Source organism: Pseudomonas sp. gcc21 (assembly GCF_012844345.1).
Classification (GTDB): Bacteria; Pseudomonadota; Gammaproteobacteria; order Pseudomonadales; family Pseudomonadaceae; genus Halopseudomonas.
Map to the genome: position 1 here is coordinate 377,073 of NZ_CP051625.1, position 24,049 is coordinate 401,121.

At 57.9% G+C, this 24,049-nt stretch carries 22 protein-coding genes and 1 pseudogene; 15 read left to right on the top strand and 8 right to left on the bottom strand.

Annotation, left to right across the window (positions count from 1 at the left end):
- From HG264_RS01890 to rluB, 3 genes and pseudogenes are all read left to right on the top strand, one after another.
- On the top strand, window positions 1-885 hold the full coding sequence (locus HG264_RS01890) for a ScpA family protein (RefSeq protein ID WP_169406069.1): 885 nt from the start codon (window positions 1-3) through the stop codon (window positions 883-885).
- Window positions 866-1,624, top strand: coding sequence for an SMC-Scp complex subunit ScpB (gene scpB / locus HG264_RS01895; RefSeq protein WP_169406070.1), 759 nt, complete (start codon window positions 866-868; stop codon window positions 1,622-1,624). The genes HG264_RS01890 and scpB overlap by 20 nt, the downstream gene beginning before the upstream one ends.
- 70 nt (window positions 1,625-1,694) lie before the next feature.
- Window positions 1,695-2,570, top strand: a pseudogene (rluB, locus tag HG264_RS01900) (23S rRNA pseudouridine(2605) synthase RluB); the annotation flags it as partial.
- 65 nt (window positions 2,571-2,635) lie between these two features.
- Here the strand turns inward: rluB and HG264_RS01905 are convergent.
- The 5 genes from HG264_RS01905 to HG264_RS01925 all read right to left on the bottom strand — a co-directional run bounded on the left by HG264_RS01905 (window position 2,636) and on the right by HG264_RS01925 (window position 7,189).
- On the bottom strand, window positions 2,636-3,562 hold the full coding sequence (locus HG264_RS01905; protein ID WP_169406072.1) for a GGDEF domain-containing protein: 927 nt from the start codon (window positions 3,560-3,562) through the stop codon (window positions 2,636-2,638).
- 177 nt (window positions 3,563-3,739) lie between these two features.
- Complete coding sequence (locus tag HG264_RS01910) at window positions 3,740-4,480, bottom strand: YciK family oxidoreductase (RefSeq protein WP_169406073.1); 741 nt, start codon at window positions 4,478-4,480, stop codon at window positions 3,740-3,742.
- The gene (locus HG264_RS01915; protein ID WP_169406074.1) at window positions 4,480-5,154 is read right to left on the bottom strand and encodes an HAD family hydrolase; all 675 of its coding nucleotides are present in this window, start codon (window positions 5,152-5,154) and stop codon (window positions 4,480-4,482) included. Before HG264_RS01915 ends, HG264_RS01910 begins: the two co-directional genes overlap by 1 nt.
- Window positions 5,155-5,157: 3 nt before the next feature.
- Entirely contained in the window at window positions 5,158-5,859 is a 702-nt protein-coding gene (gene ubiG, locus HG264_RS01920) for a bifunctional 2-polyprenyl-6-hydroxyphenol methylase/3-demethylubiquinol 3-O-methyltransferase UbiG (protein ID WP_169406075.1), read from the bottom strand.
- Complete coding sequence (locus HG264_RS01925) at window positions 5,849-7,189, bottom strand: TRZ/ATZ family hydrolase (protein ID WP_169406076.1); 1,341 nt, start codon at window positions 7,187-7,189, stop codon at window positions 5,849-5,851. Before HG264_RS01925 ends, ubiG begins: the two co-directional genes overlap by 11 nt.
- Window positions 7,190-7,304: 115 nt before the next feature.
- On the opposite strand from HG264_RS01925, the gene mtnA reads away from it, so the two are divergent.
- From mtnA to pyrF, 12 genes are all read left to right on the top strand, one after another.
- Window positions 7,305-8,369, top strand: a complete 1,065-nt coding sequence (mtnA, locus tag HG264_RS01930) for an S-methyl-5-thioribose-1-phosphate isomerase (RefSeq protein ID WP_169406077.1) — start codon at window positions 7,305-7,307, stop codon at window positions 8,367-8,369.
- 197 nt (window positions 8,370-8,566) lie between these two features.
- Window positions 8,567-11,209 (top strand): DNA gyrase subunit A, encoded by a 2,643-nt coding sequence (gyrA, locus tag HG264_RS01935; protein ID WP_169406078.1) that lies wholly within the window; start codon window positions 8,567-8,569, stop codon window positions 11,207-11,209.
- 2 nt (window positions 11,210-11,211) lie between these two features.
- Window positions 11,212-12,297 (top strand): 3-phosphoserine/phosphohydroxythreonine transaminase, encoded by a 1,086-nt coding sequence (serC, locus tag HG264_RS01940; RefSeq protein WP_169406079.1) that lies wholly within the window; start codon window positions 11,212-11,214, stop codon window positions 12,295-12,297.
- A 5-nt stretch (window positions 12,298-12,302) separates the two neighbouring features.
- Window positions 12,303-13,400 carry a prephenate dehydratase gene (gene pheA, locus HG264_RS01945; protein ID WP_169406080.1) on the top strand — a complete coding sequence of 366 codons (1,098 nt, stop codon included), beginning with the start codon at window positions 12,303-12,305 and terminating at the stop codon, window positions 13,398-13,400.
- A gap of 78 nt (window positions 13,401-13,478) precedes the next feature.
- Window positions 13,479-14,591 carry a histidinol-phosphate transaminase gene (gene hisC / locus HG264_RS01950; RefSeq protein WP_169406081.1) on the top strand — a complete coding sequence of 371 codons (1,113 nt, stop codon included), beginning with the start codon at window positions 13,479-13,481 and terminating at the stop codon, window positions 14,589-14,591.
- Complete coding sequence (locus HG264_RS01955; protein WP_169406082.1) at window positions 14,584-16,827, top strand: bifunctional prephenate dehydrogenase/3-phosphoshikimate 1-carboxyvinyltransferase; 2,244 nt, start codon at window positions 14,584-14,586, stop codon at window positions 16,825-16,827. The genes hisC and HG264_RS01955 overlap by 8 nt, the downstream gene beginning before the upstream one ends.
- Complete coding sequence (gene cmk / locus HG264_RS01960; protein ID WP_169406083.1) at window positions 16,824-17,516, top strand: (d)CMP kinase; 693 nt, start codon at window positions 16,824-16,826, stop codon at window positions 17,514-17,516. Before HG264_RS01955 ends, cmk begins: the two co-directional genes overlap by 4 nt.
- A 156-nt stretch (window positions 17,517-17,672) precedes the next feature.
- The gene (gene rpsA / locus HG264_RS01965) at window positions 17,673-19,355 is read left to right on the top strand and encodes a 30S ribosomal protein S1 (protein ID WP_150301000.1); all 1,683 of its coding nucleotides are present in this window, start codon (window positions 17,673-17,675) and stop codon (window positions 19,353-19,355) included.
- A 172-nt stretch (window positions 19,356-19,527) separates the two neighbouring features.
- Window positions 19,528-19,821, top strand: coding sequence for an integration host factor subunit beta (gene ihfB / locus HG264_RS01970; RefSeq protein ID WP_150300999.1), 294 nt, complete (start codon window positions 19,528-19,530; stop codon window positions 19,819-19,821).
- 65 nt (window positions 19,822-19,886) lie between these two features.
- A complete protein-coding gene (locus tag HG264_RS01975) occupies window positions 19,887-20,186 on the top strand; it encodes a lipopolysaccharide assembly protein LapA domain-containing protein (RefSeq protein WP_169406084.1) in 300 nt (99 codons plus the stop codon).
- Between the two features lie 7 nt (window positions 20,187-20,193).
- Window positions 20,194-21,372: a lipopolysaccharide assembly protein LapB gene (gene lapB / locus HG264_RS01980; RefSeq protein ID WP_169406085.1), complete on the top strand. Its 1,179-nt coding sequence runs from the start codon at window positions 20,194-20,196 to the stop codon at window positions 21,370-21,372.
- A gap of 29 nt (window positions 21,373-21,401) precedes the next feature.
- Window positions 21,402-22,106 carry an orotidine-5'-phosphate decarboxylase gene (pyrF, locus tag HG264_RS01985; protein ID WP_169406086.1) on the top strand — a complete coding sequence of 235 codons (705 nt, stop codon included), beginning with the start codon at window positions 21,402-21,404 and terminating at the stop codon, window positions 22,104-22,106.
- Window positions 22,107-22,220: 114 nt separating this feature from the next.
- Here pyrF and bfr read toward each other — a convergent pair whose 3' ends face one another.
- The 3 genes from bfr to HG264_RS02000 form a co-directional block, all read right to left on the bottom strand.
- Window positions 22,221-22,688, bottom strand: coding sequence for a bacterioferritin (gene bfr / locus HG264_RS01990; protein ID WP_169406087.1), 468 nt, complete (start codon window positions 22,686-22,688; stop codon window positions 22,221-22,223).
- A 133-nt stretch (window positions 22,689-22,821) separates the two neighbouring features.
- A complete protein-coding gene (locus HG264_RS01995; RefSeq protein ID WP_169406088.1) occupies window positions 22,822-23,028 on the bottom strand; it encodes a bacterioferritin-associated ferredoxin in 207 nt (68 codons plus the stop codon).
- 41 nt (window positions 23,029-23,069) lie between these two features.
- A complete protein-coding gene (locus HG264_RS02000) occupies window positions 23,070-24,017 on the bottom strand; it encodes a DUF6279 family lipoprotein (protein WP_169406089.1) in 948 nt (315 codons plus the stop codon).
- Window positions 24,018-24,049 lie beyond the last annotated feature (32 nt).

Below are 24,049 nucleotides of genomic sequence, written 5' to 3' on the forward strand. Positions count from 1 at the left end.
ATGAACGAGACCGAGCACAAGCAGGCAGCGTCTACCGCGGAACACCCCGACACGGCGGCGGCTGACGTATCGCTTGCGCCCGGCACCCAGCATGAGCTGCCATTCGCCACGGTGTACGGCAAGGCACTCACCGAGCTGCCGCAGGATCTGTATATTCCGCCTGAAGCGCTCGAAGTGTTTCTCGAGGCCTTCGAGGGGCCGCTTGATCTGCTGCTCTATCTGATCCGCAAACAGAATATCGACATCCTCGATATTCCTGTCGCCGAAATCACACGCCAGTACATGGGCTACGTCGAGCTGATGAAAGTGGTACGGCTGGAGCTTGCCGCCGAGTATCTGGTGATGGCTGCGATGCTGGCCGAGATCAAGTCGCGCCTGTTGTTGCCGCGGCAAAAGGATGAAGAAGACGACGATCATGATCCGCGCGCCGAGTTGATCCGGCGGTTGCAGGAATACGAGCGTTTCAAGCAGGCGGCGGAGGAGCTCGACGGCCTGCCGAGGGTAGGCCGCGACATTGCGCTGGCCAGCGCCGAGGCGCCAACCTATCAGTCCGCCAGAGCGCACCCGGAAATCACCATGCAGGAACTGATGCTCGCGCTATCCGATGTGTTGCGGCGGGCGGACATGTTCGAGAGCCATCAGGTTACCCGTGAGCTACTCTCGACCCGCGAGCGGATGGCCGAAGTGCTGGACCGGCTGCGCGGCGGACAGTTCATGCCCTTCGTTAGTCTGTTCAACGTGACCGAAGGTCGGCTCGGTGTGGTAGTCACCTTCATGGCGGTGCTGGAGCTGGTAAAAGAACAACTGGTTGAATTGGTGCAGACCGAGTCGTTTGCGCCCATTCACGTCAAGGCGCGAGGTGAGAATGAAGCAACCACCGCTTGAGCACATTCTTGAGGCCGCGATGCTGGCTGCCGGCAAGCCGTTGTCGCTGGACCGCCTGCGCGAACTCTTTGACGAATCCGGCAGACCGAGCACTCGACAGCTGCAGAACGCCCTGGCGCGTCTGCAGGAGCAGTATCTGGGGCGTGCCATTGAGCTCAAGGAAGTCGCCAGCGGCTGGCGCCTGCAGGTACGCGACGCCTATTCGCCCTGGGTGAGCCGACTCTGGGAAGAGCGGCCGCAACGCTACTCGCGCGCGCTGCTGGAAACGCTGTCGCTGATTGCCTATCGACAACCGATTACCCGGGGGGAAATTGAAGATATCCGCGGCGTAGCGGTGAGTAGTCAGATCGTGAAAACGCTGATGGAGCGTGAATGGGTACGTATCGTTGGTCACCGGGACGTGCCCGGTCGCCCGGCAATGTACGCGACCACACGACAGTTCCTCGATTACTTCAACCTGACCAGTCTGAGCGAGTTGCCTGCCCTGGCAGAGTTGCGCGACCTTGATCAGGTTGAAGCCGGGTTATCCAGTGCCGAGGAGCCAGAAGCGGATTCGGAGGAGCAGGCGCCATGGCTGCCCGTCGAACCGCTGGCCCCGCTGGATGGGGCTGCCGGTGAGACCGGCTTTCATGCCTTGCTTGACGAGCTCAATTCGATGGAATCGAACATCAAGACGGACTTCAATGACCTGCCTGTAGACGGCGCTGATGACGACGCGCCTGATACCGATGATCGCTAGCGTCTAGCCGGCTGGCAGTGCTATTCTCCCGCTCTCTGTTTCCGATTCGATACACACCGGGAGGTGCCTCATGACAGACAAGACAGACGATTCCTCTATTCCCGTTTCCGGGGAAAAACTTCAGAAAGTACTCGCCCGTATGGGCCTGGCGTCCCGGCGCGAAGCCGAGAGCTGGATTCAGGCTGGCCGCGTGAACGTCAATGGACAGCCTGCTACGCTCGGTTGCCGGGTAGACGGCCTCGACCAGATCAGCGTTGACGGTCGCCCGTTGCGCCGTGACCTGACCACTGAAGTGTCACGCCGCGTGCTGATTTACAACAAGCCTGAAGGGGAGGTCTGCACCCGGGATGATCCGGAAGGCCGTCCTACGGTGTTTGATCAGCTGCCCCGCTTGAAGCAAGGCCGTTGGGTCAATATCGGCCGCCTCGATATCAACACGACAGGTCTGTTGCTGTTCACTACGGATGGCGAGCTGGCCAACCGGCTGATGCACCCTTCGTATCAGATGGATCGCGAGTATGCCGTCAGGGTCATGGGTGAAGTCGACGAGGATATGATCGAGCGGCTGAAGGATGGCGTCATGCTTGATGACGGGCCGGCCAAATTCACTGACGTGGTGTCATCCGGTGGTGAAGGGATTAACCGTTGGTTCCACGTTTGCCTGCTTGAAGGGCGCAACCGCGAAGTGCGTCGTCTTTGGGAATCACAGGGTGTGCGGGTCAACCGCCTCAAGCGCGTGCGCTTCGGACCGGTATTTTTAGGTGCCGAGCTGCCCGTTGGCCGCTGGCGTGAAATGAAGCAGAACGAAATCGATACCCTTAGTGAAGAGGTCGGGCTGAAGCCGGTCGCATTGCCAGCCATGAAAACCAGCGAGAAGGAAAAGCAGAAGCGTCAGGCACGCAAGCCTTCCATGCACCAGGCGCGGACCATCCGCCGCACCAAGGTACCGCACGGACGCAGCTGATCCCAAAATGGAGTTGCCGAACCGCTCAGGCGGTCCGGCAATGCCTGCTAGCTGGCCACGCAATTGCGTCCGTTTCGCTTGGCTTGATATAACTGCTGATCGCACCGAACAAGCAGTGCCTCACCGCTTTCACCCTCCTGCAAGGTTGCAACACCTGCGCTGATCGTCATGCGCAGCCGATCGCCCTTTATCTCGAAGTGCATTGCTTCAATGGCGAGGCGGATCCGCTCCGCTATCAGGGCTGCTGCGTAGTGATCCGTACCGCTCAACAACACCAGAAATTCCTCTCCGCCAAACCTGAACAGGTTATCGACCGAGCGCAGGGAGTCGTGCATGCATTCGACCACCGCTTTCAAAGCCTGATCGCCGCCAGCGTGACCGTAACGGTCGTTAACCGCCTTGAAGTGATCGATATCCATGATGATCATTGCCAGAGAATGGCCGTAACGCACTGCCGCCGGGATCTCGCGTTCCATGGCATGTTTGAGTGCAAAGCGATTTCCGGCGCCGGTGAGGCTGTCACTGAGCGCGCGTTGCATGGCTTCGTAATACAGCAAGGCATTGCGCAACGGGTAGAGCAGGGTGCCCATCAAGGTCTCTATCTGCCCCAGTTCATATTCGTCGAAGCGTTGTGATCGGCTGAACTGCAGATCGCCAAGATACTCGCCGGCGTGGGTAATCCGGTAGTTGCAGCGATGGGTGGCGGCTTGGCCATTCTGCAGCAGAATATTATGGGCTGAATGACTGTAGCGCAGCGCATCGAGCGCCATATGTTCGGCTAGTTGAGCGAAGAACATGCCTAGTACGCGATCGAGCTCGAGGCTGGTCTGTAGCACATGGGCGAGGCGTTGCTGCAGGGCTGGCAGATCTGTGATCCGCGGGCGCGAAGCAGCTGCTCGCTGGCTGGAGGATGCCAGTTCCAGTTTCAGGCGCGCTGAATCAAAATCGATGGTATTGCCCAGGGTGGACGACATTGCAGATCCCTTATGTGCTGGTCTGGATTATTTCAGCAGGAATCGTGCCAGTATGTAATATCGTTATTTATCAAGGAGATAAGAGCATGGTTGCGCAAGGCGGCAAGCCGGGCGGCAGCTTCTTGCCGCCCGGTGGTCCAGGCGCGAGGTCTCGTAACGTACGCGCCAGAATAATGACTACTGAGCGTCGAGCGCCTGCCCGTTGATGGCCTTGCTGTCAGGGCCCAGCAGATAGAGAAATACCGGCATGATGTCGGCAGGTTGCGGATTCTTTTCCGGCGGTTCGCCCGGGTAGGCGGCGGCGCGCATCGACGTCCGGGTCGCGCCGGGGTTGACGCTGTTTGCGCGGATCTTGCTGGTCCCGTCCTGTTCGTCGGCAAATACCTGCATCAGACCTTCGAGGGCAAATTTGCTGACTGCATAGGGCCCCCAGTAGGCGCGACCCTTGCGGCCAACGCTGGAGGATACAAACACGACAGAAGCGTCCGGCGCTGCTCGCAGCAGAGGCATCATCGCCTTGGTCAGCACGAACGGCGCGTTCACGTTGACCTGCATGAGCTGGAGCCAGGCCTCGGTCTTGACTGTATCCAGCGGAGTGCGCGGTCCCAGGAGGCCGGCGTTGTGGACCAGACCGTCGAGCTTGCCGAAGGTGTCAAACAGTTGATCAGCCAGATCATCGAAGTCCTTCTCGACTGCTGTTTCCAGGTTCAACGGGCAGATCGCTGGCTGCGGGTGACCGGCTGCTTCGATTTCGTCGTAAACCTCTTCCAGTTTGGACAGCGTGCGGCCCACCAGTACCACCGAGGCGCCATGGGCAGCGCAGCTCAGCGCGCAGGCGCGGCCGATGCCGTCGCCGGCACCGGTGACCAGGATAACGCGGTCCTTCAGCAGGTCGGCTGGTGCGTTGTAATCAAACATTAAAACGACTCCTGCGAGCGCAGCTGTTCCAGCCAGGGGCGTAGGTCAGCTGCAGTATGAATACTGTGTGTAGCCTGCCAGGTCGCGGGGTCGTCGCCCACTGGCAGATAACCGTAAAGAGCTGCAACGGTAGGCATTCCGGCTGCTCGTCCAGCCTGGATGTCACGCAAATGATCGCCGACAAATACCGATTGCTCGGGGTTGACGCCCATTTGCGTACAGGCTTTGAACAAGGGTTCGGGATGTGGCTTGCTGCGCGTCACCTGATCAGGGCAGACCAGGCTCTGACAGCGAGTCGATAAACCCACAGCTTCAAGCAATGGAATACTGAAGCGGCTCAGCTTGTTGGTAACCACGCCCCAGGGCAGTCTTTCGTCATCCAGCCAGTCCAGTAGCGGCTCGATGCCAGGGAAGGGGCGGGTAAATACCGCGAGGTCGCGTTGGTAGCGTTCGAGGAAATCTTCGCGCAGATCGTCAAAGCCCTGCGCGTCAGGCTGCGTCTCGAACGCGGCGCAGAGCATGCCAACCGAACCGTTGGAGACCGTCGGGCGCACCAATTCAGGATCAGCTGGCGGCAGATCGCGGTCAGAACGTATGGCCTGGATGATCGACATGAAGTCCCCCGCCGTATCGAGCAGGGTGCCATCGAGGTCGAACAGGACGCTGGTGAGCATGTATCAGGCTCCGCGCTGGGTGTGGATCATATAGTTGACGTCCACGCTGCGTTCCAGCTTGTAGGTCTTGAACAGGGGGTTGTAGCCCAGACCGGTAATATCCTGCACATCCAGTCCAGCCTGCCGCGACCAGGCCCCGAGTTCCGCCGGTCGGATGAACTTGGCGAATTCGTGGGTACCGCGCGGCAACAGACGCAGCACATACTCGGCGCCGACAATCGCGAAGGCGAATGACTTGGGGTTGCGGTTGATGGTCGAGAAGAAGACGTGCCCGCCGGGCTTGACCAGCGTGGCGCAGGCGCGGATCACCGAAGACGGATCCGGTACATGCTCGAGCATTTCCAGGCAGGTGACAATATCGAAGCGGCCGGGGTGCTTTTCGGCCATTTGTTCAGCCGTGCATTGTTCATAGTCAACATCAATACCGGACTCGAGCTTGTGCAAGCTGGCTACGGCCAGAGGCGCTTCGCCCATATCAATCCCGGTTACCTTTGCTCCACGTAGCGCCATGGCTTCGGCAAGAATCCCGCCGCCGCAGCCGACATCCAGTACTTCCTTGCCAGCCAGTCCGACCTTCTGGTCGATCCAGTTGGTGCGTAGCGGATTGATTTCATGCAGCGGCTTGAACTCACTGTTCCGGTCCCACCAGCGACTGGCCAGAGCCTCGAATTTGGCAATTTCAGCCCGATCGACGTTAAGCGTCATTTTGATTCCCTCGTTGAATCTTGCGTGCCCACTCCTGCGCTTCGGCAAGCAGTCTGGTCTGGTCGACACCCAGCAGCTTGCCGTCGCGGACCTTTTCCGCGCCGGCTACCCAGACGTCGGATACGTGGCTGGCATTGCAGCTATAAAGCAGCTGCGACAATGGGTTGTGAACGGGTTGCTGATCGAGACCCGAAAGGTCGATTGCAATCATGTCTGCAGCTTTGCCCGGCTCCAGGGAGCCGGTCTCTTCGCCGATGCACAACGCCTGGGCCCCGCCCAGCGTTGCCATACGCAGGGCGGTATGCGCATCCATCGCAGTAGGTTGGCCTGAAACGCCTTTGGCCAGAAGCGAAGCGGTACGCATCTCGCCAAGCATATCCAGATCATTGTTGCTGGCGGCACCGTCAGTACCGAGCGCTACGTTTATGCCTGCATCAAGCATGCGCTGAATCGGGCTGAAGCCGCTGGCAAGTTTGAGGTTGGATTCAGGGCAGTGGATCACGCTCACGCCCTGATCTTTGATCAATGCGAGATCGTCATCGTTGATCTGCGTCATATGTACGGCCTGCAGTCTCGGCGTGAGCAGGTTCAACTGGTCCAACCGTTGGAGCGGGCGCAAGCCGGTCTGGCGGACGGAGTTTTCGACTTCAACAGCCGATTCGTGGATATGCATATGCACTGGCAGGTCCAGCTCGTCTGCCAGGGTGCGGATCCGCGTCAGCGTCGCGTCGCCTACGGTGTAGGGCGCATGCGGCCCGAAGGCGACATTGACCAATTGGCTGTGCTTGACCTCGTCATGCAGTCGCAGCCCTTTGGCGATGCCTTCGTCACTATTCCTTGCGCCGGGAATCGGGTTGTCGATCACCGGGAAGGCAACCTGCGCGCGTATTCCATACTCGAGCGCCACGCTGGCAGCGATCTGAGGGTAAAAATACATATCGACAAAACAGGTCGTTCCGCCGCGCAGCATTTCAGCGATGGCCAACTCGGTGCCGCAGCGCACGAAGGCTTCGTTGACCCATTGGGCTTCGGCTGGCCAGATATGTTCGTTAAGCCATTCCATCAGAGGCAGATCGTCAGCCATGCCGCGCAACAGGCTCATCGCGGCGTGGCCGTGAGCATTGATCAAGCCGGGTATCAGCAGGTGCTCGGGCAGCTCGCGGCGCTCGCCGATCTTCAGATCAAGCGTCGCGCTGACCGGGACGATGCCGGCGATACGGCCCTGATGAACGGCGATGGCATGGTGCTCGAGTACGAGCCCGAAGGGCACCACGGGCACGATCCAGCGCGGCGTGATCAGCAGGTCGATCGCGTCGGGCAGTGAAGTCATTAACAGTTCGCTTTGCATCATAGGCTGGCAGTATACCCTCAGGCTTTTATTGCTTGCAGTGACAATTAATCGCCCCGGCACACGGGTATACTACGCGTTTAGTAGTGGAGCCTGTATGCAGTCACAAGAGCAGTTGACCGTCGAAGCCAGTATCAGTGCCATCGAGTGGAGCGGCGGTGCTCTGCGCCTGCTGGATCAACGGGCTTTGCCCGAAGAGGTACGTTACCTGGAGTGCCTGGATGCCGCCGCGATAGCGGAGGCAATCCGCAGCCAGGCTGTACGGGGCGGCTCGCTGGTCGGGATAGCGGCGGCCTATGGCGTGGCGCTCGCAGCCAGGTCGATTGGCGAATCGGACGACTGGGCGGCTGCACTGGCCGACGATGTCGCCATGCTCGAAGCGTCCATGCCGGATATCGTGCAGCCAAGCTGGGCGCTGCGGATGATGCAGGAGCGCACGCGGCGCCTGGCGGATCACGCCGATGTGCCGGGTGAGTTGCTCAGTGCGGCTATGTCCATTCATCACAGCGATATTGAAGCCAATCTCACCATGGGAAAGCTGGGCGCCCAGCTGATCCGCAAGCATCAGAAAGGCAAGCAGAACCTGATGACCCATAGTAATGCCGGCGCGCTGACCGGTGCTGGCTATGGCACGGCGCTGGGCGTAGTGCGGGCCGCGCATGCAGCCGGGCTGGTGGCTACTGTCTATGTAAACGAAACGCGGCCGGAGCTGGAAGGGGCGCGACTGACCGAGTGGGAACTGACGCAGTTGGGTGTTCCGGCTCAGGTTGCAGTGGATTCTGCGGCAGCCCACCACATGAAATCGGTACCCATGACCTGGGTAGTCGTAGGCGCAGAGCGTATCGCTGCCAATGGTGATGTGATCAGCGCCATGGGTACCTACGCGCTGGCGATCCTGGCGATGCACCATGGGTTGCGCTTTATGGTGGTGGCGCCTTCGTCAATCATTGATATGGGCCTGGAAATAGACGATGAGGTCGCGTCGGATGACCCGTCGGATAACGATGGCCGCAGGAAGCTCAGCGACCTCACTTCAAATCCGCAGACCTTTGATGTCACCCCGGCGGATCTGGTGGACGTGATCGTGACGGAAAAAGGTCTGGTTGAGCGTCCCGATGCGACCAGAATCGCGGATTTGATGAGTCACCGGCGCCTTCATTGAGGGCGCAATTCGATCTTGGTCAGATTTATGCTCCCAGTAAGCGTGTAAGCGCTCCCAGCCTTTCTTGCGACTCCCTCCAGGGCTGGACTGTGGTACACTTCCCGGCTTTAATCCGGGGCCTCTCAGGAGGCCTCGCAAGCGTCGATCTTACGCGATAGGCATCATCAGGTTGCCGCCACTAAAAGGAATGCCGTTTCATGGGTGAACTGGCCAAAGAAATCCTTCCAGTCAATATCGAAGACGAGCTGAAACAGTCCTACCTCGACTACGCCATGAGCGTAATCGTCGGTCGAGCTCTGCCTGACGTGCGCGATGGCCTGAAGCCGGTTCACCGCCGCGTGCTGTTCGCCATGAGCGAACTGAACAACGACTGGAACAAGCCATACAAGAAATCCGCCCGTGTGGTGGGTGACGTTATCGGTAAATATCACCCGCATGGCGACTCCGCCGTTTACGACACCATTGTTCGTATGGCTCAGCCATTCTCCCTGCGTTACCTGTTGGTAGACGGGCAGGGCAACTTCGGGTCGGTGGACGGCGATAGCGCTGCGGCCATGCGATATACCGAAATCCGGATGACCAAGCTGGCCCATGAGCTGCTGGCCGACCTGGAAAAGGAAACCGTTGACTGGGTACCCAACTACGACGGTACCGAACAGATTCCCGAAGTACTGCCGACCAAAGTCCCGAACCTGCTGGTAAACGGTTCCAGCGGTATCGCGGTGGGTATGGCGACCAATATTCCGCCGCATAACCTGACCGAGGTTATCAACGGATGTCTGGCGCTGATTGCCAATCCTGATATGTCCATTGATGAGTTGATGGAGCATATTCCGGGCCCTGACTTCCCCACCGCCGGTATCATCAATGGCCGTGCGGGTATCGTCGAAGCCTACAAGACCGGTCGCGGCCGCATTTATGTTCGCGCGCGTTGCGAGATCGAGGACATCGACAAGGTTGGCGGCCGCCAGCAGATCCTCATCCACGAGCTGCCCTACCAGGTCAACAAGGCCCGTTTGATCGAGAAGATCGCCGAGCTGGTCAAAGAGAAGAAAATCGAAGGCATCACCGAGCTGCGCGATGAGTCCGACAAGGACGGTATGCGCGTGGTCATCGAGCTGCGTCGCGGCGAAGTGGCTGAGGTGGTGCTGAATAACCTCTATTCGCAAACCCAGATGCAGAACGTGTTCGGCATCAACATTGTTGGTCTGCTGGACGGGCGTCCGCGAATCCTGAATCTCAAGGAATTGCTGGATGCCTTCATCCGTCACCGCCGTGAGGTCGTTACCCGTCGTACCGTCTATGAGCTGCGCAAAGCGCGGGAACGGGGGCATATTCTCGAAGGTCAGGCTGTTGCTCTGTCCAACATTGATCCGGTGATTGCCCTGATCAAGGCTTCCCCTTCGCCAGCCGAAGCCAAGGAACGCCTGATTTCTACCGCCTGGGAGCCCGGCGCGGTAATGGAAATGGTTGATCGTGCCGGTGCGGATGTGTGTCGCCCGGACGAGCTGCCGGAACAGTACGGTCTGCGCGAGGGCAAATATTACCTGTCGCCGGAACAGGCTCAGGCCATTCTCGAATTGCGTCTGCATCGCCTGACCGGTCTGGAGCATGAAAAGCTGCTGACCGAGTATCAGGAAATCCTGGTGCAGATTGGCGAGCTGTTACGCATCCTGAACAGCCAGGTACGGCTGATGGAAGTGATTGTCGAAGAACTTGAGCTGATTCGCAGCAACTACGGCGATGCCCGTCGCAGCGAAATCGTCGCCTCGCGCCTGGATCTGACGATCGCGGACCTGATTACCGAAGAAGATCGCGTTGTGACCATCTCTCACGGTGGTTATGCCAAGAGTCAGCCATTGGCTGATTATCAGGCGCAGCGTCGTGGCGGTCGTGGCAAGGCAGCCACAGGGGTGAAGGATGAGGATTATGTTTCTCACCTGTTGGTCGCCAACAGTCACACCACCATCATGATGTTCTCGAGCAAGGGCAAGGTGTACTGGCTGAAGACCTACGAGATTCCCGAGGCGTCGCGCACCGCGCGTGGCCGTCCGCTGGTGAACCTGTTGCCGCTGGACGAGGGCGAGTACATCACCACGATGTTGCCGGTCGAAGAATATACCGAAGGCTGGTTTGTATTCATGGCGACTGCCAAGGGCACGGTGAAGAAAACCCCGCTTGAGCAGTTCAGTCGTCAGCGTACGGTAGGTCTGATTGCCCTGGATCTGGATGAAGGCGATACGCTGATCTCCGCCGCGGTGACCAATGGTGAACGTGAAATCATGCTGTTTTCCGATGGTGGCAAGGTCACGCGCTTCAAGGAAACCGATGTGCGTGCGATGGGCCGTACGGCCCGCGGTGTACGCGGTATGCGCCTGACAGAAGGGCAGCGTCTAGTGTCGATGATTGTGGCCGACGAGGGCACTGCCATTCTGACGGCCTCGGAGCGCGGCTTCGGCAAACGCACACCTATCGAGGAATTCCCGCAGTACAAGCGTGGTGGTCAGGGTGTCATCGCGATGGTCTCGAATGAGCGCAACGGCCCGCTGGTCGGCGCTGTTCAGGTCGTCGACGGCGAGGAAATCATGTTGATTTCTGACCAGGGCACCCTGGTGCGTACCCGCGTGAGTGAGGTGTCCAGCCTGTCGCGTAATACCCAGGGTGTGACGCTCATCAAGCTTTCCAACGGAGAAAAGCTGGTTGGTCTCGAGCGTGTGCAAGAGCCCAGCGAGCTTGATGACGAACTTGAAGAAGATGCCGACGCAGCGGATGTGACGGATGACATGGCGACCGGCCCGGCAGACGACGATGCCGCACCGACGATTGATGATCAGGAGTGAACGTGAACAAGAGACTGTTCAATTTCTGCGCTGGCCCGGCCGCGCTACCCGAAGCGGTATTGCAGCAGGCACAGGCTGATTTGCTTGATTGGCAGGGCAAAGGCCTGTCAGTCATGGAAATGAGTCATCGCAGTGATGAGTTCGTCGGTATAGCTGAACGGGCCGAACAGGATCTGCGCGATCTGTTGCTGATTCCAAGCGACTACCGCGTGCTGTTCCTGCAGGGCGGCGCTAGCCAGCAATTTGCACAGATTCCGCTGAACCTTCTGGGCGAAGGCGGGAGCGCCGACTATATCGACACTGGCATATGGTCTCGCAAGGCGATTGAAGAAGCCTCCCGCTATGGCCACGTCAACGTGGCCGCCTCGGCAAAGGCCTATGATTATTTCGCTATTCCGGGACAGAACGAATGGAGCCTGTCAGCTGACGCTGCCTACGTTCATTACACGCCCAACGAGACCATCGGCGGGCTGGAATTCAACTGGATTCCGGACGTCGGTGACAAACCTCTGGTCGCGGATATGTCCTCTACCATCCTGTCCCGTCCGCTGGACGTATCAAAGTTTGGTCTGATCTATGCCGGCGCACAGAAGAATATCGGCCCCAGCGGGCTGGTGGTCGTGATTGTTCACGAGAGTCTGCTTGGCAAGGCGCACAGCAAGTGCCCGACCATGCTCGACTACAGCGTGGCCGCCAAGAATGGGTCGATGTACAACACGCCTCCGACCTTCGCCTGGTATCTCTCCGGTCTGATTTTCCAGTGGCTGAAGGATAAGGGTGGTCTGGATGCGATGGAAAAGATCAACGATGCCAAGCAGCGCAAGCTGTATGCGGCTATCGATGGCAGTGCGCTCTATACCAATCCCATCAATGTCGCCGACCGCTCATGGATGAATGTCCCGTTCCGCCTGGCTGATGATCGCCTGGACAAGCCCTTCCTGGCCGGCGCGGAGGAACGCGGTCTGCTCAATCTGAAGGGGCACCGGTCAGTAGGCGGCATGCGCGCTTCCATTTATAACGCCGTGCCTGAAGCGGCGGTGGATGCGTTGGTGGCCTACATGGCCGAATTCGAGAAACAGCACGGTTGATGCCCATGTCAGACGAAGCGCAGCTCCAGGCTCTACGAAACCGTATCGACACGATTGACGAGAAGATTCTCGAGCTGATCAGCGAGCGCGCCCAATGCGCGCAGACGGTTGCTCAGGTCAAGCAGAAGTCGTTACCTGCCGGTGCCAAGCCGGTGTATTACCGGCCTGAACGCGAGGCCTGGGTACTCAAACACATCATGGAGCTTAACAAAGGCCCCCTCGATAACGAGGAAATGGCCCGGCTGTTTCGCGAGATCATGTCGGCCTGTCTGGCCCTCGAAGAGCCGCTCAAGGTGGCCTACCTGGGGCCGGAGGGCACCTTTACCCAGGCAGCCGCAATCAAGCACTTCGGGCACTCGGTCATCAGTGTGCCGATGGCCGCGATTGACGAGATCTTTCGGGAAGTTGCCGCTGGCGCGGTGCAGTACGGTGTGGTGCCGGTGGAAAACTCCACCGAAGGCGCTATCAACCATACGCTGGACAGTTTTCTCGAGCACGATATGGTCATCTGTGGCGAGGTCGAGCTGCGGATTCACCATCATTTGCTGGTGGGAGAGAACACCCGTACCGACAAGATTTCCCGCGTTTACTCCCATGCTCAGTCATTGGCGCAGTGCCGAAAATGGCTGGATGCGCATTACCCGAACGTTGAGCGGGTGGCCGTCAGCAGTAATGCCGAGGCAGCCAAACGGGTACGGGGCGAATGGAATTCGGCGGCCATCGCGGGTGATATGGCCTGTGAGCTGTACGAACTGACCAGGATCGCCGAGAAGATTGAAGACCGCCCGGATAACTCCACGCGCTTTCTGATTATCGGCACCCAGTCGGTGCCTTCGACTGGCGATGACAAAACCTCGGTTATTGTGTCCACGCGCAACAAGCCTGGCGCGCTGCACGAGCTCCTGCAGCCTTTCCATGCCAACGGGATTGACCTGACGCGGATCGAAACGCGTCCGTCGCGCATCGGGAAATGGACCTACGTCTTCTTTATCGATTTCTTCGGTCATCAGCATGATCCCTTGGTCAAGGATGTACTCGAAAAGGTCAATACCGATTCGGTTGCCGTGAAGGTGTTGGGCTCTTATCCGAAAGCCGTCCTGTAGTCTGCTAGTAGCGGGCAGGCGTCAGTCGACAAAAGCTGTGCCTGTCCGTTCTCTTCCTTGAAGCTTGAGGTATGAATTATGAGTTGTGATTTCCTCGCCCTGGCCCTTCCGGGCGTGCAGAAGTTGAGCCCTTACGTGCCCGGCAAGCCGATCGAAGAGTTGGCGCGGGAGTTCGATCTTGATCCCGCGCAAATTATCAAGCTGGCCAGCAATGAGAACCCGCTCGGCCCGGCGCCAATGGCGCTCAAGGCGATTCAGCAGGAGCTACCGTATTTAACTCGCTACCCGGACGGCAATGGTTTTGCCCTCAAGCAGGCGATTTCCCAGCGTTTCGGTTTTGATTCCGCAATGATTACCCTGGGTAACGGCTCAAACGATATTCTCGAGCTGCTCACCCGGGCCTTCGTGGCGCCGGAGCACGAAGTCGTCTTCAGTCAGCATGCGTTCGCGGTTTATCCCATCGTTACCCAGGCTGTAGGTGCCCGTGCCGTGGAAGTGCCGGCCCTGAACTGGGGGCATGACCTGCAGGCCATGGCTGCTGCTGTCACGCCGGCTACGCGGCTCATCTTTGTCGCCAACCCGAACAACCCCACCGGGACCTGGGTGGGACGCTCGGAGCTGGAAGCATTTCTTGATCAGGTGCCGGAGCAGGTATTGGTGGTCCTGGATGAAGCCTATACCGAGTACGTTGACGACAAGCACGCGCTGAATGGTTTCGATTATGTGAAGAAACACCGGAACCTGATTGTCTCCCGGACCTTTTCCAAGGCCTACGGGCTTGCGGCACTGCGGGTTGGCTACTGCGTAAGTCACCCTGATATAGCTGATGTGCTGAACCGGGTGCGTCAGCCGTTCAATGTGAACAATCTGGGGCTGGCCGCAGCTGTCGCCAGCTTGTCTGATAATGCATATCTTGAAGAGAGCCGACGAGCCAACCGTGAAGGCATGATTCAGCTTGAGCAGGGGTTCGCCGAGCAGGGTCTGAGCTGGATTCCTTCGCGCGGTAATTTCGTCGCCGTGGATGTGGGCCGGGACGCCGCTCCGGTCTATGAGGGGCTGCTGCGCCGTGGCGTCATCGTACGCCCGGTTGCCGGTTATGGCATGCCTAATCATCTGCGGGTCACTGTCGGGCTGCCTTTGCAGAATCAACGCTTCCTCGATGCGCTGGCCGAGGTGCTGGCGGATGAGTGATGTTGCGCCGCTGTCTCCTGCTGCGCCCATCATCGGGCGCCTGGCGGTAGTTGGTTTGGGCCTCATTGGTGGATCCTTCGCCAAGGGCTTGAGGGCTAGTGGACTCTGCGAAGAGGTGGTCGGCTGCGATCCGGACGCCCAGACGCGCCGGATGGCAATCCCGCTCGGAGTAGTCGACCGGGTTACTGGCGACCTTGCCGAGGCGGTACAGGGCGCTGATGTGATAATGCTTGCCGTGCCGGTGCTGGCGATGGAGGAAGTGTTGTCAACGTTGGCAAGCCTGCATCTGGGGCAAGCTGTGCTGACTGATGCGGGAAGCACCAAAGGTGCGGTCGTCGAAGCCGTTGAAAAAGCCTTCGGCGCTATTCCTGCGACCTTTGTGCCGGGTCACCCGATTGCAGGCTCTGAAAAGAGCGGCATTGAGGCTACCCGAGCTGATCTGTTCAGCCGCCACAAGGTGATACTGACGCCGCTTGAGCATACCAGTAAGCAGGCGCTGGAGCTGGTCTCGAGCTTATGGCGAGCACTTGGTGGCGACGTGGAATACATGGCTTTGGCCGACCACGATGAAGTACTCGCGGCGACCAGTCATTTGCCACATCTGCTGGCATTTTCGCTGGTCGATACGCTGGCAGCGCGCAGTGAGAATCTGGACATTTTCCGCTACGCTGCTGGAGGTTTTCGGGATTTCACCCGCATAGCCGCCAGCGACCCGGTCATGTGGCGAGACGTGTTTCTGGCCAACCGGGACGCCGTGCTGCGTAGTCTTGATGCCTTTACCAAGGATTTAAGCCGCTTGCGCGCGGCGGTCGAAGAGCGGGATGCCAATACCCTGCTGGGTGTGTTTACCCGGGCCAAGTCGGCGCGTGAGCATTTCAGTACTATTCTGGCCCGCAGGGCATATATGGATCCCATGCAGACTAAAATAACGAACTTCATAGCCGCTCCGGGTGGATCTGTCACAGGGCGTATCCGCGTACCGGGCGACAAATCCATCTCCCATCGTTCGATCATGCTTGGCTCACTCGCTGAAGGCGTGACCGAGGTTGAAGGTTTCCTCGAGGGTGAAGATAGTCTGGCTACATTGCAGGCGTTTAGAGACATGGGTGTGGTGATTGAAGGCCCGCATCATGGTCGGGTCACGATCAATGGTGTAGGGCTGCATGGCCTGCAGGCGCCACCGGGCCCGCTTTACGTTGGTAACTCGGGCACGTCCATGCGCTTGCTATCCGGCCTGCTCGCCGCTCAGAAATTCGATACCGTGCTCACTGGTGATGCGTCGCTGTCCAAGCGTCCGATGGGACGGGTGGCCAAGCCGCTGCGTGAAATGGGTGCGCGCATCGAGACTGCCAGTGATGGACGTCCGCCGCTGCGTATCTATGGTGAAGGCGGGCTGATGGGGATGGACTACAGCATGCCGATGGCCAGCGCCCAGGTTAAATCCTGCCTGTTGTTGGCCGGCCTGTATGCTTCGGGTTCTACCTCTGTTACTGAGCCTGCGCCAACCCGCGATCATACCGAGCGTATGTTGAAGGGGTTCGGCTATCCGGTAGCCGTCGACGGGGCGAGAGTCACCGTGGAGCCTGGGCACACGCTGACAGCATGTAAGATTGACGTTCCGGCTGATATTTCTTCGGCAGCTTTCTTCATGGTGGCTGCCAGTATTGCCGAGGGTTCGGATTTGTTGCTCGAGCATGTCGGCATCAATCCGACCCGCATCGGTGTGATCAACATTCTGCGCGCCATGGGTGGCGATCTCACGATTGAAAATGAACGCGAAGTAGGCGGCGAGCCCGTGGCCGATGTCCGTGTACGGTACGCGGCGCTGAAAGGGATCGATATACCGGTTGATCAGGTTCCATTGGCCATTGACGAATTTCCCGCACTGTTCATCGCAGCCGCCTGTGCTAAAGGGCGCACTGTTCTGCGCGGCGCTGAAGAGCTGCGTGTGAAGGAATCTGACCGTATTCAGGTAATGGCTGACGGTCTGCAGGCGCTGGGCGTGTACGCTGAGCCGACGCCCGACGGGATAATTATCGAGGGCGGCAGCATCCACGGTGGCAGCGTCGAGAGCCATGGCGACCATCGCATCTCAATGTCGTTCAGCGTCGCCTCGCTACGGGCCACCGGCGACATCCACATCAGCGATTGCGCCAACGTCGCTACATCGTTCCCGGGCTTCATCGAGCTCGCTCAATCGGCGGGCATTCAGGTCCGCCTGGAGGAGGACGTGTGACTGAGCAAGCCATACCGGTAATCACCATCGACGGACCCGGTGGTTCTGGCAAGGGGACCATCGCAGGTTTGCTGGCGGCGCAGCTGGGTTGGAATCTACTTGATTCCGGAGCCTTGTACCGGCTGCTGGCGTTTGCTGCACAAAATCATGGCATCGAGCTGAGCAACGAGCAAAGCCTCGAGGCGCTTGCCGCTCATCTGGATGTCCGTTTCGTAACCCCAGAAAACAGCCGGGAACAGCAGATTCTTCTTGAAGGAGAAGATGTGACCCGTGCTATCCGCAGCGAGACCGTCGGAGCAAACGCTTCGATTGTGGCGGCGCTGCCATCGGTTCGCGAGGCGTTGTTGCAGCGTCAGCGCGTGTTCCGTGAGTTGCCGGGCCTGGTGGCGGACGGGCGCGACATGGGCACTGTGGTATTCACCGACGCACCCTTGAAGATATTTCTGACCGCCAGTCCCGAGGAAAGGGCTGAACGGCGCTACAAGCAGTTGCTGGGGAAGGGTGAAACTGCTAATCTGGCGAGTCTTCTTGATGAGATTGTTGCTCGAGATGAGCGGGATATGAATCGCAGTGTTGCGCCTTTACGGCCAGCTGAGGATGCGCTCCTGATCGACTCTACCAGCATGACAATCGATGAGGTACTGGAAAAGGTGCATGCAGAAGCGCTCAAGCGCGATCTGCTCAACTGATTTCAAAGGTCTTTTACCGGGAAACCAGCCCCACCGGTAAGAGGGTTTAAATCATCAACCCACGCAAGCTGGTGGCGTGGCGGGTATGTTTGCTGCAAGGCCCGCATTAGAGCGGCCAGGCGGTTACTGCCTCAATAAACATTTACAGGAATCCAAATGAGCGAAAGCTTTGCCGAACTTTTTGAAGAAAGCCTAGTAACCCTCGATATGGAGCCAGGCTCCATCATCACCGGTATTGTTGTGGACATCGACTCCGATTGGGTCACCGTTCACGCCGGTCTGAAATCCGAGGGTGTCATTCCGCGTGAGCAGTTCCTGAATGATCAGGGCGAACTGACCATCAACGTGGGTGATGAGGTGCACGTAGCGCTGGAAGCCGTTGAAGACGGTTTCGGTGAGACCAAGCTGTCCCGTGAAAAGGCCAAGCGCGCCGAATCCTGGAAAGTCCTCGAAGCAGCTTTCGCCGCAGAAGAAATCGTCAAGGGTGTTATCAACGGCAAGGTCAAAGGTGGCTTTACCGTCGATGTCAACACCATCCGCGCGTTCCTGCCGGGTTCCTTGGTCGACGTCCGTCCGGTCCGTGACACCACGCACCTGGAAGGCAAAGAACTGGAATTCAAGGTCATCAAGCTGGACCAGAAGCGCAACAACGTTGTCGTTTCCCGTCGTGCTGTCCTCGAAGCCGAAAACAGTGCCGAGCGCGAAGCCCTGCTGGAGACCCTGCAGGAAGGCCAGGTCGTCAAAGGTATCGTCAAGAACCTTACCGATTACGGTGCTTTCGTTGATCTGGGCGGCGTAGACGGCCTGCTGCACATCACCGACATGGCGTGGAAGCGTATCAAGCATCCTTCCGAGATCGTCAATGTTGGCGACGAGATCGACGTCAAGGTTCTGAAATTCGACCGCGAGCGCAACCGCGTTTCCCTGGGTCTGAAACAGCTGGGCGAAGATCCATGGGTTGCCATCACTGGTCGCTACCCAGAAGGCACGCGTGTTAACGCCAAGGTCACCAACCTCACCGACTACGGCTGCTTCGCCGAGCTGGAAGAGGGCGTTGAAGGCTTGGTTCACGTATCCGAAATGGATTGGACCAACAAGAACATCCATCCTTCCAAAGTCGTTCAGGTTGGCGACGAAGTGGAAGTCATGGTTCTGGACATCGACGAAGACCGTCGTCGTATCTCCCTGGGCATCAAGCAGTGCAAGATGAACCCATGGGAAGAGTTCTCCAGCAAGTTCAACAAGGGCGACAAGATCTCCGGCTCCATCAAGTCGATCACCGATTTCGGTATCTTCATTGGTCTGGACGGCGGCATCGACGGTCTGGTTCACCTGTCCGACATCTCCTGGAACGAAGTTGGCGAAGAAGCTGTTCGTCGTTTCAAGAAGGGCGACGAGATCGAAACTGTCATCCTCTCGGTCGATCCTGAGCGTGAGCGCATCTCTCTGGGTATCAAGCAGCTGGAAGACGATCCGTTCTCCAACTTTGTATCCCTGAACGAGAAGGGCAGCATCATCAACGGTACGGTCAAGGAAGTTGACGCCAAGGGCGCAGTGATCACCCTGGCTGACGATATCGAAGGCACTTTGAAAGCCTCCGAAATCAGCCGTGACCGCGTTGAGGACGCTCGCAATGTCCTGAACGTTGGCGACGAAGTAGAAGCCAAGGTCATCAGCATTGATCGCAAGAGCCGCGTCATCAGCCTGTCGATCAAAGCCAAGGACGTTGAAGACGAGAAAGAAGCCATCCAGGACCTGCGCAAGCAGGAAATGCTGGCAGCTGGTCCGACCACCATTGGTGATCTGATCAAGCAGCAGATGGAAAACAAGGGCAACTAAGCAAGCCTTTGTAATCCTTGAAAAAGGGCGACTTCGGTCGCCCTTTTTTGTGCTTGCAGAAAATCAGCGGCCGTCACGCCTGATTTTGTCCTTTATCAGGCTGTTCAAACGGCGTCAAGCATGGTAAAACCGTTGAAAACGGATCTAGCCGCTTGATAAAAAAGGAAAAACCATGACCAAGTCGGAGTTGATCGAGCGCATAGTCGAACAACAGGGACAGTTGTCGGCAAAGGATGTAGAGCTGGCGATCAAGACAATGTTGGAACATATGTCCCAAGCCTTATCTACGGGCGAGCGAATTGAAATTCGCGGATTTGGCAGTTTCTCGCTGCATTACCGCGCGCCGCGACTGGGACGAAATCCGAAAACCGGCGATGCCGTAGAGCTTGATGGCAAGTTCGTGCCGCATTTCAAACCAGGCAAAGAGTTGCGCGACCGCGTTAACGAGTCGCTGGAAAACGCCTGACTCATATCAACCGCACTTGGCGCTGCGCTATACTCCGCTCAATCATCAGATAGGGAGTGGCGGCAATGCAGTGGCTGAAGCGCGTGGCGCTTATCATCGTTTCCTTGCTGGTCGCCCTGGCGACCCTTGATTTCGTGTTGGAGAATCAGCAGGGAGTCAGCTTGCAGTTCCTCGAAATGCAATCTCCGGAATTTCCTCTCTCGCTTTTCATCGTATTGGCGTTCATAGCCGGTAGTCTGCTGGGTATCTTCATCGGCTGGCTGGTTACAACCCGGCTGCGCTTGCGCCTTATGGTGCAAAACAATGAGCTGAACCGTCACCGCAAGGAAATAGACAAGCTGCGTACGCAGGCGATCAAGGGCTAGGGTTGATATGCAGGAACTGCTGTTCCTCGGATTGTTTATGGTGGCCCTGGCTGTCGGCTGGTATCTGGGGCGGCGCGAGGCAATCAAGGTACGGTTTCTGGTAGAGCCGCACGGAAGCGCTATCGATCGGCAATACTTTATTGGCCTCAATTATCTGCTAAACGAACAACCCGACGAGGCTATCGAGACCTTCATCCGTGCGTTGGAGGTCAACCCGGAAACAGTAGAAACACATATCGCCATTGGTCGACTGTTCTGTCAGCGGGGTGATGTCGAGCGGGCGATCAAGGTCCATCAGAATCTGCTGGCGCGTCCTAACCTGACCCGTGAACAGGCCGACCGGGTGCAGTACGAACTAGCGCGCGATTTTCTGGCAGTGGGCATGCATCAGAGAGCGGAGCGCCTTCTGGACGAGTTGATCAACAGCCGATCTCCAATGCGCGCCGAAGCTCTCGTCGATCTGGTGAAGATTCATGAACGCGAGCGGGACTGGGAACAGGCGGTAGAAGTCGGCAGGAAGCTCGCCATTGAACGCCCGGCGTTCGCCGGAACTCTTGCCCACTATCACTGCGAGTTGGCTCTGATAGCGCAGCGAGAGCGCGATTGGCAACAGGCGCGCATGCACCTGCGCAACGCATTGAGCGCCGATAGCTCGAACGTTCGGGCAATCCTGATGTTTGCTGAACTGGAAGAGCAGCAGGGTGATCACCAGGAGTGCGTTGCCCGGTTGAAGCAACTGGCTGAAACCGACCCGGATTTTGTACCGCAAGCCTTGCCGCTGGCGAGGCGCTGCGCCGATAATGGCGCGCTGAATTTATCCAGCTATCTCGAGCGGATTATCGGCCAGGCAAAAAACTCGCCGATTGCTATCGTCATGGAACGTGCCGAAGAGATCAAAAAACACTCAGGAATTGCCTCAGCAAGCCGATACATGGTGGCTCAGCTTCAAGCTGCTCCATCATTACGCGGTCTGCTCTACCTGATGAATCTGAACGCGGGTGCCGTTGAGCCGAGTGGTCAGGGAGACCAGGCTGCGCTACGGGGTATCATCGAAGCGCTGGTTGCCGATGCTCATCAGTACCGCTGCCAGGCGTGCGGCTTTTCCACTCGACGACTTCATTGGCAGTGTCCTACCTGCCATGGCTGGTCGACTGTCAGACCGCTCAAGGGGCATAAAGCGCCTTAGTCCATCTCGATTTCAAACAGGAACCAAGCATGCCCTGTACTACATCCATCATCGTTGCGCTGGATTATCCCGATGCGCAGTCTGCTCTGGCTATGGCGGATCAGCTTGAGCCCAAGCTGTGCCGCGTGAAAGTTGGCAAGGAGCTATTTACCTGCTCCGGGCCAGCCATAGTCGAAGCGCTTCAAGCTAAAGGCTTTGAAGTATTCCTCGATCTCAAGTTTCACGATATTCCCAATACCACCGCTTGCGCTGTTCAGGCGGCGGCCGAATTGGGTGTCTGGATGGTGAATGTCCATGCTGGCGGGGGACGGCGGATGATGGAAGCCTGCCGAGAGATGCTTGAAAGGCGCGCGTCGGGTTCCAGGCCGCTATTGACGGCAGTCACGGTACTGACCAGCCTGGAACAGGAAGATCTTCAGGAGGTCGGTATCGATATCGAACCCATGGTCCAGGTTCAGCGTCTGGCGCGGTTGACGCAGGAATGTGGTCTGGACGGCGTAGTGTGTTCGGCGCGGGAAGCCCGGGCGCTGCGTGGCGCGCTGGGGGATGAATTCCTGTTGGTTACGCCGGGCATTCGGCCATCCGACAGCAGTGCTGATGATCAGAAGCGAATTGTCACGCCACGTCAGGCAATTGAAAACGGCAGTAGCTATATGGTGATAGGGCGCCCAATTACTCGTTCGGATCAGCCTATGAACGCGCTGAGACAGATCCTGGCGGATCTGGAAGGCTGACATGGAGAGAAGAGCAAGAGCGGCAGCGTAAAGCTGCTAGCGAGAGGTGGCGGATCAACGCTGAGGCGGCTGCGCCCTGTATGGAACAGCCGCCAGCATTGCATTACAAATCACTCAGCTCATTTGCGATTGCTGGTAATTTTCCAGTCCAACACGATCTATCAGGCTAAGCTGTGTCTCCAGCCAATCGATGTGCTCTTCTTCCGACTCCAGAATCTCTTCGAATAATTCGCGACTTCCGTAATCAGCGACTGTTTCGCAATACGCTATGGCTGTTTTCAGGTCGGGGATCCCGGCCATTTCCAGGCGCAGATCGCATTCGAGAATCTCACGGACATTTTCGCCGATCAGCAGCTTGCCAAGATCCTGAAGGTTCGGGAGGCCTTCGAGAAATAGCACACGCTTGATAAGCATATCGGCGTGTTTCATCTCGTCGATGGATTCTTTGTATTCGTGTTCGCCCAGTTTTTCCAGACCCCAGTCCTGGAGCATACGGGCGTGCAGGAAATACTGGTTAATCGCGACCAGTTCATTTCCCAATACAGTATTGAGATGCTGGATAACTACGCTATCGCCTTTCATGACTCTATTCCTCAGGGTATATCAGACAGCAAGTCTGGTCCGGAGTCCCGGTGCTGTCAAACTATAACCGTCTGATATGAAAGGAATTACGAACGATTCGCAATAGTTGAAGGGCTGCTGGTTGACGCTCTGTTCAGGCGGCGACGAACTGAGCGCTCTGGAGCGCCATTTGGCTGCCTACCAGATTCTCGGAGAGCAGTGACTTGCACTCGCGTCCACATTTTCCGCACTGACTGGCGACATCGAGTGTGGCGCGTAAATCGCGCATGCTGCTGGCCCCTTCGCTGATCGCTTCGCGGATCTGGTGGTCAGTCACACCCTTGCAAAGACAGATATACATGCACAACCCCCAACCCCGTGGACTTGCGAAGCATGCTAATGCTAATGAGAATGCTTGTCAAACGCTCCTGGGTGTTTCGTTGTTTCCAGGTTTGCGATAGCCGGGACAAGCGCCGATTCCGGCAATGACGGACAGCGTATTCGCTCCAGATCGCGCAACAAATCATCGATGCGGCGTTGCAAAAGTTTCCTTTGCCCGGGCTGCGCGATATCCAGAACGTTTACCAGCATTTCGATTGTCGATTTGGTCGCGGCCGGCTGTTGCTCGCGATAGGAGGGCAACCAGACTGTCTGTGGTTCAATAAACAACCTGCCCAACTGGGCAGGGAACTCGTCGGCATCACGCCGCTGCAGCGTATCGCGCAAAACATTCTGCCAGTGTTGTCTGTTAGCCAGCCATAGTGCATTCCGCTCCGCAGGCTGCGCGGCCCATTGGTCGATACGCTCGACCTGAGCCTGATCGAGGCGACCAAGCCAACGCTCCAAGCGTTTTTGCATTCGTTCGCTGCGCTCCATGATGCGGGTGGTCGCGTCAGGCTCAACATAGCGCTCGTGAAGCTCCGCTTGTTTTTCGTTCAGTTTTGAAAACAGGTAGTCGATCTGCTCTGCATCAAGCTGGCGTAACAGGCTTACAGCAACGGGCAACAGACGGTGTAGCGTTCGGTCAATTTCGGATTTCCACTCAGGTAGCTGAGCCTGCAACCACGCAGGATCTGGCTGGTCGCTCACCAGCTCGTCACGGGCTTTTATCAGCAGCGGACGGTAGCGGGGCAGGTCGAGATGGCAGTGCCAGGCATGTTGCTTTTTAACTTGCATGTTAAGCCAGACGCGCTGCTCACGGCTGAGCGATACATAGTCGTCTAGCTTCCAGCGAATCACATGGTCGATATTCTGATAGCCCAGACGCGGCATGCTGCAGCCTGCCAGGAAAGTGCTCAACACGAGCGTAACAAGCACGCGAAGCAGCATATATGCTCTCAGTAGTCTCATGCTCTCGCTCAATTGTTCGCCTTTGAAATGGG

Coding starts and splice junctions, on each gene's coding strand:
- pheA (WP_169406080.1), top strand. CDS start 12,303: ATGTCAGACGAAGCGCAGCTCCAGGCTCTACGAAACCGTATCGACACG.
- HG264_RS01975 (WP_169406084.1), top strand. CDS start 19,887: ATGCAGTGGCTGAAGCGCGTGGCGCTTATCATCGTTTCCTTGCTGGTC.
- HG264_RS01955 (WP_169406082.1), top strand. CDS start 14,584: ATGAGTGATGTTGCGCCGCTGTCTCCTGCTGCGCCCATCATCGGGCGC.
- HG264_RS01915 (WP_169406074.1), bottom strand. CDS start 5,154: ATGCTCACCAGCGTCCTGTTCGACCTCGATGGCACCCTGCTCGATACG.
- bfr (WP_169406087.1), bottom strand. CDS start 22,688: ATGAAAGGCGATAGCGTAGTTATCCAGCATCTCAATACTGTATTGGGA.
- HG264_RS01910 (WP_169406073.1), bottom strand. CDS start 4,480: ATGTTTGATTACAACGCACCAGCCGACCTGCTGAAGGACCGCGTTATC.
- ihfB (WP_150300999.1), top strand. CDS start 19,528: ATGACCAAGTCGGAGTTGATCGAGCGCATAGTCGAACAACAGGGACAG.
- HG264_RS02000 (WP_169406089.1), bottom strand. CDS start 24,017: ATGAGACTACTGAGAGCATATATGCTGCTTCGCGTGCTTGTTACGCTC.
- rpsA (WP_150301000.1), top strand. CDS start 17,673: ATGAGCGAAAGCTTTGCCGAACTTTTTGAAGAAAGCCTAGTAACCCTC.
- lapB (WP_169406085.1), top strand. CDS start 20,194: ATGCAGGAACTGCTGTTCCTCGGATTGTTTATGGTGGCCCTGGCTGTC.
- HG264_RS01905 (WP_169406072.1), bottom strand. CDS start 3,562: ATGTCGTCCACCCTGGGCAATACCATCGATTTTGATTCAGCGCGCCTG.
- HG264_RS01890 (WP_169406069.1), top strand. CDS start 1: ATGAACGAGACCGAGCACAAGCAGGCAGCGTCTACCGCGGAACACCCC.
- scpB (WP_169406070.1), top strand. CDS start 866: ATGAAGCAACCACCGCTTGAGCACATTCTTGAGGCCGCGATGCTGGCT.
- gyrA (WP_169406078.1), top strand. CDS start 8,567: ATGGGTGAACTGGCCAAAGAAATCCTTCCAGTCAATATCGAAGACGAG.
- pyrF (WP_169406086.1), top strand. CDS start 21,402: ATGCCCTGTACTACATCCATCATCGTTGCGCTGGATTATCCCGATGCG.
- mtnA (WP_169406077.1), top strand. CDS start 7,305: ATGCAGTCACAAGAGCAGTTGACCGTCGAAGCCAGTATCAGTGCCATC.
- hisC (WP_169406081.1), top strand. CDS start 13,479: ATGAGTTGTGATTTCCTCGCCCTGGCCCTTCCGGGCGTGCAGAAGTTG.
- ubiG (WP_169406075.1), bottom strand. CDS start 5,859: ATGACGCTTAACGTCGATCGGGCTGAAATTGCCAAATTCGAGGCTCTG.
- HG264_RS01995 (WP_169406088.1), bottom strand. CDS start 23,028: ATGTATATCTGTCTTTGCAAGGGTGTGACTGACCACCAGATCCGCGAA.
- HG264_RS01925 (WP_169406076.1), bottom strand. CDS start 7,189: ATGACTTCACTGCCCGACGCGATCGACCTGCTGATCACGCCGCGCTGG.